The organism is Burkholderia sp. 9777_1386, from assembly GCF_015712265.1.
Classification (GTDB): domain Bacteria; phylum Pseudomonadota; class Gammaproteobacteria; order Burkholderiales; family Burkholderiaceae; genus Burkholderia; species Burkholderia cenocepacia.
The window spans coordinates 109,625-124,933 of the sequence record NZ_JACCQB010000005.1 but is presented as its reverse complement, the minus strand read 5'-3'; the positions used below and the strand labels follow the sequence as shown (position 1 = coordinate 124,933).

At 68.1% G+C, this 15,309-nt stretch carries 12 protein-coding genes; 9 read left to right on the top strand and 3 right to left on the bottom strand.

The window, feature by feature from the left end; all coding sequences use genetic code 11:
* Positions 1-135: 135 nt before the first annotated feature.
* Complete coding sequence (glnE, locus tag H0X91_RS06560; RefSeq protein ID WP_196432916.1) at positions 136-2,937, top strand: bifunctional [glutamate--ammonia ligase]-adenylyl-L-tyrosine phosphorylase/[glutamate--ammonia-ligase] adenylyltransferase; 2,802 nt, start codon at positions 136-138, stop codon at positions 2,935-2,937.
* Positions 2,938-3,035: 98 nt separating this feature from the next.
* On the opposite strand, the gene recN is transcribed toward glnE, so the two are convergent.
* Positions 3,036-4,685 carry a DNA repair protein RecN gene (recN, locus tag H0X91_RS06555; RefSeq protein WP_006484926.1) on the bottom strand — a complete coding sequence of 550 codons (1,650 nt, stop codon included), beginning with the start codon at positions 4,683-4,685 and terminating at the stop codon, positions 3,036-3,038.
* 19 nt (positions 4,686-4,704) lie between these two features.
* The gene (locus H0X91_RS06550) at positions 4,705-5,607 is read right to left on the bottom strand and encodes an NAD kinase (protein ID WP_006492558.1); all 903 of its coding nucleotides are present in this window, start codon (positions 5,605-5,607) and stop codon (positions 4,705-4,707) included.
* Positions 5,608-5,738: 131 nt separating this feature from the next.
* Here H0X91_RS06550 and hrcA point away from each other — a divergent pair, with 131 nt between their 5' ends.
* From hrcA to H0X91_RS06535, 3 genes are all read left to right on the top strand, one after another.
* On the top strand, positions 5,739-6,761 hold the full coding sequence (gene hrcA / locus H0X91_RS06545) for a heat-inducible transcriptional repressor HrcA (protein ID WP_006484956.1): 1,023 nt from the start codon (positions 5,739-5,741) through the stop codon (positions 6,759-6,761).
* A gap of 155 nt (positions 6,762-6,916) precedes the next feature.
* Positions 6,917-7,981, top strand: coding sequence for a ferrochelatase (gene hemH / locus H0X91_RS06540; RefSeq protein WP_006484983.1), 1,065 nt, complete (start codon positions 6,917-6,919; stop codon positions 7,979-7,981).
* Between the two features lie 2 nt (positions 7,982-7,983).
* Entirely contained in the window at positions 7,984-8,391 is a 408-nt protein-coding gene (locus tag H0X91_RS06535; RefSeq protein WP_006484997.1) for an RNA-binding S4 domain-containing protein, read from the top strand.
* On the opposite strand, the gene H0X91_RS06530 is transcribed toward H0X91_RS06535, so the two are convergent.
* Complete coding sequence (locus tag H0X91_RS06530) at positions 8,363-8,524, bottom strand: hypothetical protein (RefSeq protein ID WP_006476841.1); 162 nt, start codon at positions 8,522-8,524, stop codon at positions 8,363-8,365. The genes H0X91_RS06535 and H0X91_RS06530 overlap by 29 nt on opposite strands.
* Before the next feature lie 352 nt (positions 8,525-8,876).
* Between H0X91_RS06530 and grpE the strand changes: the two genes are divergently transcribed.
* From grpE to H0X91_RS06505, 5 genes are all read left to right on the top strand, one after another.
* Positions 8,877-9,422 carry a nucleotide exchange factor GrpE gene (gene grpE / locus H0X91_RS06525; RefSeq protein ID WP_006484988.1) on the top strand — a complete coding sequence of 182 codons (546 nt, stop codon included), beginning with the start codon at positions 8,877-8,879 and terminating at the stop codon, positions 9,420-9,422.
* Between the two features lie 10 nt (positions 9,423-9,432).
* The gene (locus tag H0X91_RS06520) at positions 9,433-9,876 is read left to right on the top strand and encodes a thioredoxin family protein (RefSeq protein WP_006497493.1); all 444 of its coding nucleotides are present in this window, start codon (positions 9,433-9,435) and stop codon (positions 9,874-9,876) included.
* A 148-nt stretch (positions 9,877-10,024) separates the two neighbouring features.
* Positions 10,025-11,977 carry a molecular chaperone DnaK gene (gene dnaK / locus H0X91_RS06515; protein ID WP_006484920.1) on the top strand — a complete coding sequence of 651 codons (1,953 nt, stop codon included), beginning with the start codon at positions 10,025-10,027 and terminating at the stop codon, positions 11,975-11,977.
* A gap of 253 nt (positions 11,978-12,230) precedes the next feature.
* Positions 12,231-13,367 carry a molecular chaperone DnaJ gene (dnaJ, locus tag H0X91_RS06510; RefSeq protein WP_196432915.1) on the top strand — a complete coding sequence of 379 codons (1,137 nt, stop codon included), beginning with the start codon at positions 12,231-12,233 and terminating at the stop codon, positions 13,365-13,367.
* Positions 13,368-13,370: 3 nt separating this feature from the next.
* Entirely contained in the window at positions 13,371-15,293 is a 1,923-nt protein-coding gene (locus tag H0X91_RS06505) for a chorismate-binding protein (RefSeq protein WP_196432914.1), read from the top strand.
* Positions 15,294-15,309 lie beyond the last annotated feature (16 nt).

The window sequence follows — 15,309 nt, the reverse complement described above, 5'->3', positions numbered from 1 at the left end:
TTTCCGGCGCGCGGTGTCGCGACGGGCGCGCGCGCGTCCGGCGGGTGCCGCGCCGAGTCCATGGGGCCGGTCGGCAGCGGGGCGCGCACGCGCCGGCCCGCAGCCTGCCGGCCTTTTCGCCAGGCCCGCTTCTCGATGACCGACGCTTCCGCCCTGATCAGCACGTCCTATTCCCGATACCTTGCCCGCGCCGCTGCCGCGCGGCCCGCGCTGGCCGAGCAGATCGCCGCGTGGGCGGCCGCGCCGCTCGGCCGCGCGCAGCTCGACGCGCGCCTCACCGAGCTGCTCGCGACACCCGCCGGCACGGCGGCGCCGGGCGAGGAACAACTGAAGCGCGCGCTGCGGCAGTTGCGCGCCGAGGCGTTCGGCGCGGTCGCGGAGCGCGACCTGCGCGGGCTGGCCGACGTCGCCGAGGTGACGGGCGCGATGACCGACCTCGCCGAAGTGGCCGTGCAGCGCTCGCTCGCGCTGCTGTCGGCCGAACTCGAGGCGCTGTACGGCGAGCCGCGCGGCGCCGACGGCCAGCGCGTCGTGCTCGGCGTGGTCGGGATGGGCAAGCTCGGCGGCCGGGAGCTCAACGTGTCGTCGGACATCGACCTGATCTTCGTCTACGAGGACGACGGCGAGACCACCGGCGGCGCGCGTTCGCCGCTGTCCACGCAGGAATACTTCACGCGGCTCGGCCGGCGCCTGATCGGCGTGCTGTCCGAGGTCACGGCCGACGGTTACGTGTTTCGCGTCGACATGCGGTTGCGGCCGAACGGCGATTCGGGGCCGCTCGTCTGCAGCATCGGGATGCTCGAGGAATATTTCTACGTGCAGGGGCGCGAATGGGAGCGCTATGCGTGGATCAAGGGGCGGCTCGTGTCGGAAGGCGACAGCGACGCCGCGCAGCGGCTCGCGGCGCAGCTCGAATCGATCGTCAAGCCGTTCGTGTACCGCCGCTATCTCGATTTCGGCGTGATCGGCGCGATCCGTTCGCTGCACCAGCAGATCCGGCAAGAAGCCGCGCGCCGCGCGTCGATGCGGCCCGACAAGGCCGACGACATCAAGCTCGGGCGCGGCGGGATCCGCGAGATCGAGTTCAGCGCGCAGGTGTTCCAGTTGATCCGTGGCGGCCAGGATGCGGAATTCCGCGTGCGGCCGACGCTCGCGGTGCTGCGACATGCGCACGCGCGCGGGTTGATCGGTGACGACGTATGCGCGCGGCTGACCGACGCCTACAACTTCCTGCGCACGCTCGAGCACCGGTTGCAATACCGCAACGACGCGCAGACGCATGCGATGCCGGTCGAGCCCGACGAACGTGCGGCGCTTGCCGCGTCGCTCGGGTTTGCCGACTATGCGGCGCTGATGACGGTGCTGGACGGCCACCGCACGTTCGTCGAAACGCAGTTCGACCAGATTTTTGCCGACAAGGCGAACGGCGCGCCGTGCGCGGCCGGCGACGACACGGCCGCCGCGTGGATCTGGAGCGGCGCGCTGGCCGACGACGGCGAGGACGACGCGCTGGTCGCGCGCCTCGACGGCCTGGGTTTCACCGATCCGGCCGCCGTGCTCGCGCGGCTGCGCGCGATCTGGCAATCGTCGCGCTACACCGGGCTGCCGGAAAAGAGCCGGCAGCGCTTCGACAGCGTCGCGCAGCGGGCGCTCGACGCCGCGCCGAAGATCGACGCCGCGCGCCGCGACGACACGATCGTGCGCCTGTTCGACCTGCTGGAGACGGTGAGCCGGCGCGGCGTCTATCTCGCGCTGCTGACCGAATACCCGGCCGCGCTCGACCGCGTGCTGTCGGTGCTCGGCGCGACGCGCTGGGGCGGCGGCTACCTGATCCGCCACCCGCAACTGCTCGACGAACTGCTCGACGACGAGGCGATCGCGAGCCCGTTCGACTGGCCCGCGTTCAAGGATGCGCTGCGCGCGCGGCTCGCGGCGGCCGACGGCCCCGAGCAGCAGATGGACCTGCTGCGCCACGCGCAGCACGCCGAGGTGTTCCGGATTCTCCTGATCGATCTGGCCGGCCAACTGTCGGTCGAGCATGTGAGCGACCGGCTGTCCGAGCTGGCCGACGCGGTGCTCGACGTGACGATCGAAGTCGTCTGGTCGCAGCTCGCGAAGCGCCATCGCGACGTGCCGAAGTTCGCGGTGATCGCGTACGGCAAGCTGGGCGGCAAGGAGCTCGGCTACGCGTCGGATCTCGACCTGATCTTCCTGTACGACGATCCGGACGAACGCGCGGCGGACGTCTACACCACCTTTACGCGGCGCCTGATCACCTGGCTCACGACGGCGACCGGCGCGGGCGCACTGTTCGACATCGACCTGCGGCTGCGGCCGAACGGCGAGGCCGGGCTGCTCGTCACCGATCTCGACGCGTTTCGCCGCTATCAGCTGCGCGAGGGCGATGCGGCGAATACCGCGTGGGTGTGGGAGCACCAGGCGCTGACGCGCGCCCGCTACAGCGCGGGCGACGCGCAGATCGGCGCGGATTTCGAGGCGATCCGCCAGCAGGTGCTGACGACGCCGCGCGACGGCGGCGTGCTCGCGAAGGAGATCGTCGACATGCGCGGCAAGGTATTTGCCGGCCACCCGAACCAGACCGAGCTGTTCGACCTGAAGCACGATCGCGGCGGGATGGTCGACATCGAGTTCATCGTCCAGTACTGGGTGCTGCTGCATGCGTCGAGCGACGCCGAGCTGATCCGCAACACCGGCAACATCGCGCTGCTGCGCGAGGTCGCGCGCTTCGGGCTGATGGGCGAGGACGAGGCCGAGCGTGTCGGCGCGGCGTACCGCAAGTACCGGAAGCTGCAGCACAAGCTGCGGCTCGACGGGATGGAGAAGGCGCGCGTCGACCCGGCGGTGGTGGCCGACGAGCGGGCGGCCGTGACGGCGTTGTGGACACGCGTATTCGGCGCGGTTGAAACGGGCGTTTGAAGAAAGCAGGGCGGAGCGCGGCATCGATCCGCGTACCGCCCTGAATCGAAGGGGCGAGCCCGTTCGGCTTGCGCGGGACGGGCCGCTCCCGCCGCGCGTCAGGCCGCCAGCATTTCCTTCGCGTGCTTGCGTGTGGTGGCCGTGATTTCGAGCCCGCCGAGCATCCGCGCGACTTCCTCGATCCGGTTCGCGCGGTCGAGCGCAACAACGGTCGATACCGTGCCGCCGCGCTCGTCGGCGCCCTTCGCCACCTGGAAATGATGGTCGCCGCGCGCGGCGACCTGCGGCAGGTGCGTCACGCACAACACCTGGCGGTCGCGCCCGAGCTGGTGCAGCAGGCGGCCGACCACTTCGGCGACGCCGCCGCCGATCCCCGTGTCGACTTCGTCGAAGATCAGCGTCGGCGTCGGGCTCGCCGCGCTGGCGATCACCGCGAGCGCGAGGCTGATCCGCGCGAGCTCGCCGCCCGACGCGACCTTCGCGAGCGGCCGCAGCGGCACGCCCGGGTGCCCGGCCACGCGGAATTCGACCTGTTCGAGCCCGTGCGGGCCGCCGTCGGCGAGCGGCACGAGCGCGACCTCGAAGCTTCCGCCCGCCATCGACAGTTCCTGCATGCCGGCCGTGACGGCCGTGCCGAGCGCCTTCGCGGCCTGCGCGCGCGCTTTCGACAGGCGTTTGGCGTCGGCGAGATAGGCTTCCCGCGCCTTCGCCTGCGCGGCCTCGAGCGCGCCGAGATCGGCGGCCGCGTCGAGCGCGGCGAGCTGCGCGCGGCGCGCCGCATGCTCTTCGTGCAGCGTATCGGGCGGCAGCCGGAACTTGCGGGCGGTCGAGTGCAGCGCGTCGAGCCGCGCTTCGACCTGCGCGAGCCGCTCCGGGTCGAGATCGACGCGCTGCGCGTAGTGCGACAGCGAATAGACGGCTTCCTGCAACTGGATCTCGGCCGGCTCCAGCGACGCGAGCGCATCGCCGAGCGCGGTGTCGTAGTCGGCCAGGCTGCGCAGCTTCGACACGATCGCGCCGAGCTGCGCGAGCATCGCGTCGTCGGACTCGGACAGCGCGTTGAGCGCGCCGCGCACGCCTTCGATCAGGTTCGCCGAATGCGACAGGCGCTTGTGTTCGTTGCTGACTTCGTCCCATTCGCCGGCTTGCGGCGCGAGCTTGTCGAGCTCGGCGAGCTGCCACGCGAGCTTTTCGCGTTCGAGCTGCAATTCGCGCTCGTGCGCCTTCGCGGCGTCGATCGCCTGCGTCGCGTCGCGCCACACGCGCCATGCGCGCGCGACGTTCGCGGCATCGGCGACGAGCCCCGCATGCGTGTCGAACAGCTCGCGCTGCGCGTCGGGCCGCATCAGCAGCTGGTGCGCGTGCTGGCCGTGGATGTCGACGAGCATCTCGCCGAGCTCGCGCAGTTGCGCGAGCGTCGCGCTGGTGCCGTTGATGAACGCGCGCGAGCGGCCGTTCGCGTCGATCACGCGGCGCAGCATCACGGTGTCCTCGGCGTCGAACGCGTGTTCGTCGAGCCAGCGCGCGACGCGGTCATGCGGCGTGAATTCGGCCGTGATGTCGGCGCGGCCGCAGCCGGTGCGCACGACGCTCGCGTCGGCGCGTTCGCCGAGCGCGAGGGCGAGAGCGTCGATCAGGATCGATTTGCCGGCGCCGGTTTCGCCGGAAAAGACGGAAAAGCCGCTGTCGAATTCGAGATCGAGCGCGGCGACGATGACGAAGTCGCGGATCGAGAGGTGGCGGAGCATGGTGTCGGGAGCAGCGGCGTCAGGACGCCTTGTCGTCTTCGTTCGATGCGTGTTCGTTCCAGTGCAGCTTCTTGCGCAGCGTCGTGTAGTAGCTGTAGCCGATCGGGTGCAGGAACGGCACCGTGTGCTTCGAGCGGCGCACCTCGATCGTATCGTTCAGTTCGAGCGACGTGAACGACTGCATGTCGAAGTTCACGTTGACGTCGCGGCCGCCGACGATCTGGATCGCGATCTTCGAATCGTCGGGCAGCACGATCGGCCGGTTCGACAGCGCGTGCGGCGCGATCGGCACGAGCACGATGCCCGCCAGCTGCGGATGGAGGATCGGGCCAGCCGACGACAGCGCATACGCGGTCGAGCCAGTGGGCGTCGCGACGATCAGCCCGTCCGAGCGCTGGTTGTACATGTAGCGGCCGTCGACCGACGCGCGCAGCTCGACCATCCCGGAGAAGCCGCTGCGGTTCACGACGACGTCGTTGAAGGCGAGCGCGTGGTAGATCGGTTCGCCGTCGCGCACGATCCGCGCCTCGAGCAGCGAGCGCTCCTCGCGCTCGAACTTGCCGGCCAGCATCACGGGGACGAGCGCCTGCATGTCGGATGCCGCGATGTCGGTGATGAAGCCGAGCCGCCCGTGGTTGATCCCGATCAGCGGTGTCCGGTACGGCGCGAGCTGGCGGCCGATGCCGAGCATCGTGCCGTCGCCGCCGAGCACGATCGCCACGTCCGCTCGCGCCCCGATTTCGGCCGGGGTGAGCGCCGGGTAGCCGGCGATGCCGATTTCCCGCGCGGTATCGCCTTCGAAGACGACCTCGAAGCCGAGCGTGGCGATGCTGTCCGCCAGCGTGGCGAGCGGCTCGGCGATGCCGGGCGTGTTGCTCCGGCCGACGAGCGCGACAGTATTGAACTGATTACCGGTTTTCATGCCGGCATTACACCATAGCTCGTTGACGAAAAGAACCGGCTGTGCGCCGACGGGGCCGGATCGGGCCGCCCCGCGCAACGGTGGCGGACGGTACTCGCCGCGGTCGCGCGGTTGCGCTAAAATTTTCCACCATGCTAGATCCTCGCGCACGAACCCTCCTGAAAACCCTGATCGAACGGTATATCGCCGACGGTCAGCCAGTCGGATCGCGCACGTTGTCCCGTTACTCCGGGCTCGAGCTGAGCCCGGCGACGATCCGCAACGTGATGTCCGACCTGGAGGAGCTCGGCCTCGTGTCGAGCCCGCACACGTCGGCCGGACGCATTCCGACGCCGCGCGGCTACCGGCTGTTCGTCGATACGATGCTGACGGTCGAGGCGCCGATCGACGCCGAGGCCGTCGCGCGCCAGGTGCAGAACACGCTGCAGGCCGGCGAGCCGCAGCAGCGGGTGGTCGCGGCCGCCGCGAGCGTGCTGTCGAACCTGTCGCAGTTCGCGGGCGTCGTGCTGACGCCGCGCCGCAGCCACGTGTTCAAGCAGATCGAGTTCATGCGCCTGTCCGACAAGCGCATCCTGCTGATCATCGTCACGCCCGAGGGCGACGTGCAGAACCGCATGCTCGCGACGCCGCGCGACTATTCGCCGTCGCAGCTGACCGAGGCGTCCAACTACATCAATGCGCATTTCGCCGGCCTGTCGTTCGACGAGGTGCGCCGCCGCCTGCGCGACGAGATCGACCAGTTGCGCGGCGACATGACGACGCTGATGCACGCGGCCGTGACGGCCAGCACCGAGGTGCCCGACACCGAGGACACCGTGCTGATTTCCGGCGAGCGCAACCTGCTCGAAGTGGCGGACCTTTCGTCCGACATGGCGCGGCTGCGCAAGCTGTTCGACGTATTCGACCAAAAGACGGGCCTCCTGCAACTGCTCGACGTATCGAGCCACGCCCAGGGCGTGCAGATCTTCATCGGCGGCGAATCGACGCTCGTGCCGATCGAGGAAATGAGCGTCGTGACCGCACCATACGAGGTGAACGGCAAGATCGTCGGCACGCTCGGCGTGATCGGCCCGACCCGCATGGCGTACAACCGCGTGATACCGATCGTCGACATCACCGCGCGCCTGCTGTCGCTCACGCTGAGCCAGCAATAACCCGCGATCGCCGGCGATTGCAGGCAATCACCGGCCCGATCCCGCCCCGCTATCGTGCCGCGGCGCTGCTCGCGGCGACAGTCGGCCGAACGGCACGGGGCGGCCCGCTATAATTGAGGGCCGTCCGGTCCCGTGCCCCGAGCACGTTCTTGCCCATGCGTTTCGATCTTGAGCCGCCTTCGAGCGTCGCGGCCGCCCACCGCATCGGTGTGTTGCTGATCAATCTCGGCACGCCCGACGCGCCCACGCCGCGCGCGGTGCGGCGCTATCTGGCCGAATTCCTGTCGGATCCGCGGGTCGTCGAAATCCCGCAGGCCGTCTGGCAGGTGCTGCTGCGCACGCTGATCCTGCCGCTGCGCGGCCGCGCGTCCGCGAAGAAGTACGCGGCCGTCTGGATGCCCGAGGGTTCGCCGCTGCGCGTGTACACCGAGCGCCAGACCGACAGCGTGCGGCATCTGCTCACGTCGAACGGCTATCACGTGACGGTCGACTACGCGATGCGCTACGGCAGCCCGAACATTTCGCACGCGCTTGCCCAGTTCAAGCGCGCGGGCGTCGAGCGCGTGCTGTTGATGCCGATGTATCCGCAATACTCGGCGTCGACCACGGCCACCGCATTCGATGCCGCGTTCGACGCGCTCGCGCGCATGCGCAATCAGCCGGAAGTGCGCACGGTGCGGCACTATGCCGACCATCCGGCCTATATCCACGCGCTGGCCGAGCAGGTGCGCCAGTACTGGGCGCAGCACGGCCGGCCCGATTTCGCGGCCGGTGACAAGCTGGTGCTGAGCTTCCACGGCGTGCCGAAGCGCACGCTCGACCTCGGCGATCCGTATCACGACCAGTGCCAGCAAACGGGCGCGTTGCTGATGGCCGCGCTCGGGCTGTCGACCACCGAGTGCCGCGTCACGTTCCAGTCGCGCTTCGGCAAGGCCGAATGGCTGCAGCCGTACACCGCGCCGACGCTGCGCGAATTCGGCGAGGCCGGCGTGCGGCGGGCCGACGTGTTCTGTCCCGGCTTCACGGCCGATTGCCTGGAGACGATCGAGGAAATCGGCATGGAAGTGCGCGACGAGTTCCTTGCGGGCGGCGGCAAGACCTTCCACCGCATTCCGTGCCTGAACGGCGCGTCCGCATGGATCGGCGCGCTCGGCGAAATCGTCGCGGAGAATCTGCAGGGCTGGCCCGTCAAGGCTGCGCAGCCCGAACCGGTCAACTGATCATGAACTACAAGATTTCCACCGAGCCGGGCGCGAAGCTGCGCATCGACAAATGGCTGTGGGCGGCCCGGTTCTTCAAGACGCGCTCGCTCGCGACCGACGCGGTCGACAAGGGCCACGTGAAGATCGGCGGCGCGGCGGTCAAGCCGGCGAAGGACGTGCGGGTGGGCGACGAGGTCGAGATTGCGATCGACGGCATCGTCTGGCACATTGCCGTGCTGGGCGTATGCGACGTGCGCGGGCCCGCGAGCGTCGCGCAGACGCTCTACGAGGAAACGGAAGCGGGGCGGGCCGCGCGGCTCGCCGAACTGGAGCGGCGCCGCACGTATCGCGAGCCGGCGGCCGAACTGCACGGCCGGCCGACGAAGCGCGACCGGCGCATCATCGACAGATTTTCTGGTGGGAGCTGAACATCTGGTCGAACGTCGCCCGCGCGCTTCCGTACTCGGTCGTGCGGTCGGTGACGGCTCCCGACAGGCAGATGGTGGTGGTGCCGGCAATGAGTACCAGCGCGACCACCGATATCGCAAAGGTCAGTTTCACGGTACTCCCCTCGAGAACAAGGGTGAAAACGGCGCCAGGTGGATGTCAGGCGGCGGTCAGCTCAGGGTAAACACGCTTTCCGACGCTTGAATGGAGTGTAGTGCAGCCGGCCTGTGCGGAGCTAGTCCTTGCCGGGTAAGCGTTGTTACAGGCCGTTTCGCCCGATCCGGCGGACTATGCGACGCCTGCACCGGAAAATGCGCGGTTGTTTCGCGGCATTGGCGAATGCCGGCGAATGACCCTCTTGAAATCGCAGTTTTCGCCCTTATTTGCACCAGTAATGTGCGGTGCCGCCGGGTATACGTCCGGCGGTTGCCGATTTGGCTTCAACCTCTAATCGACTTTCAGCGACATGGAAAACACGCAAGAGAACCCGGCTACCCCATCGGCCGAAGACATCGGCAGCGAGAAGCAGGCGGCGCAAGGCGCCGCACCCGCCGCCGAAGCCGCCGACGCGGCGCTCGCGGAGGCTCAAGCCAAGGTCGCCGAGCTCCAGGAAAGCTTCCTGCGGGCGAAGGCCGAGACCGAGAACGTGCGCCGCCGCGCGCAGGACGACGTGTCGAAGGCGCACAAGTTCGCGATCGAGAGCTTCGCGGAACACCTGCTGCCCGTGCTGGACAGCCTGGAAGCGGCCGTCAGCGATACCTCCGGCGACATCGCGAAGGTGCGCGAAGGCGTCGAGCTGACGCTGCGCCAGTTGACGAGCGCGCTCGAGAAGGGCCGCGTCGTCGCGATCAACCCGGTCGGCGAGAAGTTCGATCCGCACCAGCACCAAGCCATTTCGATGGTGCCGGCCGAGCAGGAGCCGAACACCGTCGTCACCGTGCTGCAAAAGGGTTACATGATCGCCGACCGCGTGCTGCGCCCGGCGCTCGTCACCGTCGCGCAGTCGAAATAAGGCAGCGGAAATGGTGCCCGCCGGCGTCGATCCGGCCGCGTTCGACGCGTTCGACATGCAGGCGCTCGACGCCGGCACGTTCGACGCGGCCATCGATGGCGCGGGCGATGCGCTGGCGGTGGTGTTCTTCTGGGGCGTCGACTGCTTCAACTGCGAGATCGCGAAGAAGGCGATGCTCGCGCAGCCCGATGCCATCCGTGCGCTCGGCCTGAAGTGGTTCCATTGCAACGTGTACGAACATCGCGAGCTGGGGCGCCGCTTCGGGCTGCACGGTGTGCCGACGTGGTTCTTCTTCCACCGCGGCAAGCGGCTCGGCCGCGCGACGGGCTGGCATGGCCTCGCGCAGTTCCAGGCAGCCGTCGCGGCGGCACGCGCGAAGATCGCCGCGGCGGCCGGTGCGCCGGCCGGCGACGGCACCGATGGCCCACACGATCCGCTAGCCGGCGGCGATTGAAAAAATTTAATATCCGCATCGCTCGTCCGGTCTTGAAAACGGATCGGACGGACGCATTTCGGGAACAGAGTTGAATTCTGGCGTGCGAAACCGCCCAAAAACGCGGCGTTTCGCGCAGCAAACAAGCATTTCTGGAGATTAGGAAAAAATGGGAAAGATCATCGGTATTGACCTCGGCACCACGAACTCGTGCGTCGCCATCATGGAAGGCAACCAGGTCAAGGTCATCGAGAACTCGGAAGGTGCGCGCACCACGCCGTCGATCATCGCGTACATGGACGACAACGAAGTGCTCGTCGGCGCGCCGGCCAAGCGCCAGTCGGTGACCAACCCTAAGAACACGCTGTTCGCGGTGAAGCGCCTGATCGGCCGCCGCTTCGAAGAGAAGGAAGTCCAGAAGGACATCGGCCTGATGCCGTACTCGATCATCAAGGCCGACAACGGCGACGCATGGGTCGAGGCGCACGGCGAAAAGCTCGCGCCGCCGCAGGTCTCGGCCGAAGTGCTGCGCAAGATGAAGAAGACCGCCGAAGACTACCTCGGCGAGCCGGTCACGGAAGCCGTGATCACGGTGCCGGCGTACTTCAACGACAGCCAGCGCCAGGCGACCAAGGACGCCGGCCGCATCGCGGGCCTCGAAGTCAAGCGGATCATCAACGAGCCGACCGCGGCGGCGCTCGCGTTCGGCCTCGACAAGGCCGAGAAGGGCGACCGCAAGATCGCCGTGTATGACCTCGGCGGCGGTACGTTCGACGTGTCGATCATCGAGATCGCGGACGTCGACGGCGAAATGCAGTTCGAAGTGCTGTCGACCAACGGCGACACGTTCCTCGGCGGCGAAGACTTCGACCAGCGCATCATCGATTACATCATCGGCGAGTTCAAGAAGGAGCAGGGCGTCGACCTGTCGAAGGACGTGCTCGCGCTGCAGCGCCTGAAGGAAGCCGCCGAAAAGGCGAAGATCGAGCTGTCGTCGGGTCAGCAGACCGAAATCAACCTGCCGTACATCACGGCGGACGCGTCGGGCCCGAAGCACTTGAACCTGAAGATCACCCGCGCGAAGCTGGAGGCGCTGGTGGAAGATCTCGTCGAGCGCACGATCGAACCGTGCCGTATCGCGATCAAGGACGCAGGCGTCAAGGTGTCGGACATCGACGACGTGATCCTGGTCGGCGGCCAGACGCGCATGCCGAAGGTCATGGAGAAGGTGAAGGAGTTCTTCGGCAAGGATCCGCGCCGTGACGTGAACCCGGACGAAGCCGTCGCGGTCGGCGCGGCGATCCAGGGCCAGGTGCTGTCGGGCGACCGCAAGGACGTGCTGCTGCTCGACGTGACCCCGCTGTCGCTCGGTATCGAGACGCTCGGCGGCGTGATGACGAAGATGATCAACAAGAACACGACGATCCCGACGAAGCACGCCCAGGTGTACTCGACGGCGGACGACAACCAGGGCGCCGTGACGATCAAGGTGTTCCAGGGCGAACGCGAAATGGCAGCGGGCAACAAGCTGCTCGGCGAGTTCAACCTCGAAGGCATCCCGCCGGCACCGCGCGGCGTGCCGCAGATCGAAGTGACCTTCGACATCGACGCGAACGGCATCCTGCACGTCGGCGCGAAGGACAAGGCGACCGGCAAGGAAAACAAGATCACGATCAAGGCGAACTCGGGCCTGTCCGAGGCTGAAATCGACCAGATGATCAAGGACGCGGAAGCGAACGCAGCGGAAGATCACAAGCTGCGCGAGCTGGCCGATTCGCGCAACCAGGGCGACGCGCTGGTGCACAGCACGAAGAAGGCGCTGACCGAGTACGGCGACAAGCTGGACGCGGGCGAGAAGGAAGCGATCGAAGCCGCGCTGAAGTCGCTCGAGGACGTGTTGAAGGACACGTCGGCCGACAAGGCGGCGATCGACGCGAAGGTCGAGGAGCTCGGCAAGGTCTCGCAGAAGCTCGGCGAGAAGATGTACGCCGACATGCAGGCCCAGCAGGCAGGTGCCGCCGGCGCGGCCGGTGCAGCGGAAGGCGCGGCCCATGCGGGCGGTGCGCAACAGGCTGCCGACGACGTCGTCGACGCCGAGTTCAAGGAAGTGAAGAAGGACTAAGCCGGGTTGCAATGGCACCGTACGCCGCGCGCGAAACGCGCGCGGCGCGGCTGACAAGCGGTCTGTCTTTCCTTCCGGATGGCCGGATCGACTCCACGCCTGGCGGGCCTTGCGGCCCTCCGGGCACATTTGTTTTTTGGCGGGTGCTGCGCGAGCCGTCCGCGGACGGTGCAGCGCCAGACGAGTCGAGAGACTTTACTGCGGGCGAAAGGAGCCGCCGCGTGCACGATGCGTGGCGGCACAGTGAATCGATATGGCGAAACGGGATTACTACGAGGTTCTGGGCGTCGCGAAGAATGCGAGCGACGACGAAATCAAGAAGGCATATCGCAAGCTTGCGATGAAGTATCACCCTGACCGCAATCCGGACAGCAAGGATGCGGAAGAGCATTTCAAGGAGGCGAAGGAAGCCTATGAAATGCTGTCGGACGGCCAGAAGCGGGCTGCGTACGACCAGTACGGCCACGCGGGCGTCGATCCGAACATGGGCGGTGCGGGCGCACAGGGCTTCGGCGGCTTCGCGGATGCCTTCGGCGACATCTTCGGCGACATCTTCGGCCAGGCCGCGGGTGGCGCCGCGCGCGGCGGCCGCGGCGGCCCGCAGGTGTATCGCGGCGCCGACCTGCGCTACAGCATGGAAATCACGCTCGAGCAGGCCGCGCACGGCTACGACACGCAGATCCGCGTGCCGAGCTGGGTGTCGTGCGAAGTCTGTCACGGGTCGGGGGCGAAGGCCGGCACGAAGCCGGAAACCTGCCCGACCTGTCACGGCCAGGGCACGGTGCGCATGTCGCAGGGCTTCTTCAGCATCCAGCAGACCTGCCCGAAGTGCCACGGCACGGGTACCTACATCCCCGAGCCGTGCGCGCATTGCCACGGGTCGGGCAAGGTGAAGGAAACCAAGACGCTCGAAGTGAAGATCCCGGCCGGGATCGACGACGGGATGCGGATCCGTTCGGCCGGCAACGGCGAGCCGGGCATCAACGGCGGGCCGCCGGGCGACCTGTACGTCGAGATCCACATCAAGCCGCACTCGGTGTTCGAGCGCGACGGCGACGATCTCCATTGCCAGATGCCGATCCCGTTCACGACCGCCGCGCTCGGCGGCGAGATCGAGGTGCCGACGCTGGCCGGCCGTGCGTCGTTCCCGGTGCCGGAAGGCACGCAGTCGGGCAAGACGTTCCGCCTGCGCGGCAAGGGCATCAAGGGGCTGCGCTCGAGCATTGCGGGCGATCTGTATGTGCACGTGCAGGTCGAGACGCCCGTGAAGCTGACCGACCAGCAGCGCGATCTGCTCAAGCAGTTCGAGAAGTCGCTGGCCGAGGGCGGCGCGCGTCACAGCCCGCAGAGCAAGAGCTGGTTCGACCGTGTGAAGAGCTTCTTCGAGTAAAGCATGACTGAAGGCAACGAGAGCGCGTCGTTCGCGCTCTTGGACGATTGCGACTCGACCGCGTCCGCGCGGTCGAGTCGTTTGTATTCGGGCTTCGTGCGCGAGCGCGTGTGCACGGACCCGGCGCAGCTCGACGCGGTCGATGCGGCGCTCGCGCAGGATCTGCGCGACGGGCTGCATGCGGTCGTCGTCGGCGATTACGCATTCGGACGCAACCTGCAACGGGCGCAGCCGGGCGATGCCCCGCTGCGCTTTTTGCTGTATGCGCGCTGCGAGCGGCTGTCGCGCGACGAAGTCGATGCGTGGCTCGCGCAGCAGGACGGCGGCGGCACGCCGTCGATCGCCGGTGTCGCGCATGTCGCGAAGAGTGTGTCGCGCGATGCATTCGACGCGGCGATCGCCGCGGTGCACGACGCGTTGCGCGCAGGCGATTCGTATCAGGTCAATTACACGTACCGGCTGAATTTCGACGTGTTCGGCACGCCGCTCGCGCTGTACCGGCGGCTGCGCGCGCGTCAGCCGGTGCGCTACGGCGCGCTGATCGCGCTGCCGGGCGGCGCATGGGTCGTATCGTGCTCGCCCGAACTGTTCGTCGAGAAGCACGGCGACGTGCTGCGTGCGCGACCGATGAAGGGTACCGCGCCGCGTTCGGCCGATCCACGTGAAGACACGGCGGCCGCCGCGTTCCTCGCGAGCGATCCGAAGAACCGCGCGGAAAACGTGATGATCGTCGACCTGCTGCGCAACGACGTGTCGCGGATCGCGCGCACGGGCACCGTCAAGGTGCCGGCGCTGTTCTCCGTCGAGCCTTATGCGTCGGTGTGGCAGATGACGTCGACGGTCGAAGCCGGCTGGCGCGACGGCACGACGTTCGCGCAGATGCTGCGCGCGCTGTTTCCGTGTGGGTCGATCACCGGTGCGCCGAAGTACAAGACGATGCAGCTGATCGACACGATCGAGTCGACGCCGCGCGGGCTCTATACGGGCGCGATCGGCTGGCTCGATGCGCCGCAGGACGAGGCCGCGCCGGCGGGCGCTGCAGCATCCGACGGCGCGGCCGGTTGCGGCGATTTCTGCCTGTCGGTCGCGATCCGGACGCTGACGCTCGAGGCGGCCGCAGTCGATGCCGTCGCGACGAGCGCCACGCGCGACGCGGCAACGGCGATTGCCGGCCGGCGGCGTGGCACGATGGGCGTCGGCGCGGGCATCGTGCTCGACAGTGTCGCGGCCGACGAATATGCGGAGTGCGAATTGAAAGCGCGATTCCTGACGGATGCCGATCCCGGCTTCCAGCTGTTCGAAACGACGGCCGCCACGCGGGCGGACGGCATCCGCCACCTCGATCGTCATCTTGCGCGGCTGCAGCGCAGCGCCGATGCGTTCGGCTTCCGCTTCGACGCCGACGCGTTGCGTCGCGAGATCGATGCACGCTGCGCGGCGCTCGACGGCAACGGCGCGTACCGGATGAAGCTCGCGCTGGCGAAGGACGGCACGATCGAGATCGTCGCCGCGCCGCTCAAGCCGCTGCCGGCGGGGCCGGTCGGCGTGATGCTCGCGTCGGCCCACGGCTTCGCGCCGACCCGCGCGAGCGATGCGCTGCTGCTGCACAAGACCACGCGCCGCGCCGAATACGACCGCGCGTGGCAGGCGGCGGAGGCGCTCGGCGGGTTCGACATGCTGTTCGTCAACGAGCGCGGCGAGGTGACGGAAGGCGGGCGCTCGAACCTGTTCGTGAAGCTCGATGGCCAGTGGGTGACGCCGCCGCTGGCGTCCGGCGTGCTGCCGGGCGTGATGCGCGGCGTGCTGCTCGACGATCCCGCATTCGGGGCGGTCGAGCGCGTCGTGACCCGCGATGATCTGGCGCGCGCGCAGGGGCTGCTGCTGACCAATGCACTGCGCGGTGCGCTCGACGCGGTGCTGAAGTAACGACGCGACGGGGCAG

What these genes read in the sequence shown, in the direction of transcription:
- glnE (WP_196432916.1), top strand. Translation starts at nt 136, where the DNA reads ATGACCGACGCTTCCGCCCTGATCAGCACGTCCTATTCCCGATACCTT.
- recN (WP_006484926.1), bottom strand. Translation starts at nt 4,685, where the DNA reads ATGCTCCGCCACCTCTCGATCCGCGACTTCGTCATCGTCGCCGCGCTC.
- H0X91_RS06550 (WP_006492558.1), bottom strand. Translation starts at nt 5,607, where the DNA reads ATGAAAACCGGTAATCAGTTCAATACTGTCGCGCTCGTCGGCCGGAGC.
- hrcA (WP_006484956.1), top strand. Translation starts at nt 5,739, where the DNA reads ATGCTAGATCCTCGCGCACGAACCCTCCTGAAAACCCTGATCGAACGG.
- hemH (WP_006484983.1), top strand. Translation starts at nt 6,917, where the DNA reads ATGCGTTTCGATCTTGAGCCGCCTTCGAGCGTCGCGGCCGCCCACCGC.
- H0X91_RS06535 (WP_006484997.1), top strand. Translation starts at nt 7,984, where the DNA reads ATGAACTACAAGATTTCCACCGAGCCGGGCGCGAAGCTGCGCATCGAC.
- grpE (WP_006484988.1), top strand. Translation starts at nt 8,877, where the DNA reads ATGGAAAACACGCAAGAGAACCCGGCTACCCCATCGGCCGAAGACATC.
- H0X91_RS06520 (WP_006497493.1), top strand. Translation starts at nt 9,433, where the DNA reads ATGGTGCCCGCCGGCGTCGATCCGGCCGCGTTCGACGCGTTCGACATG.
- dnaK (WP_006484920.1), top strand. Translation starts at nt 10,025, where the DNA reads ATGGGAAAGATCATCGGTATTGACCTCGGCACCACGAACTCGTGCGTC.
- dnaJ (WP_196432915.1), top strand. Translation starts at nt 12,231, where the DNA reads ATGGCGAAACGGGATTACTACGAGGTTCTGGGCGTCGCGAAGAATGCG.
- H0X91_RS06505 (WP_196432914.1), top strand. Translation starts at nt 13,371, where the DNA reads ATGACTGAAGGCAACGAGAGCGCGTCGTTCGCGCTCTTGGACGATTGC.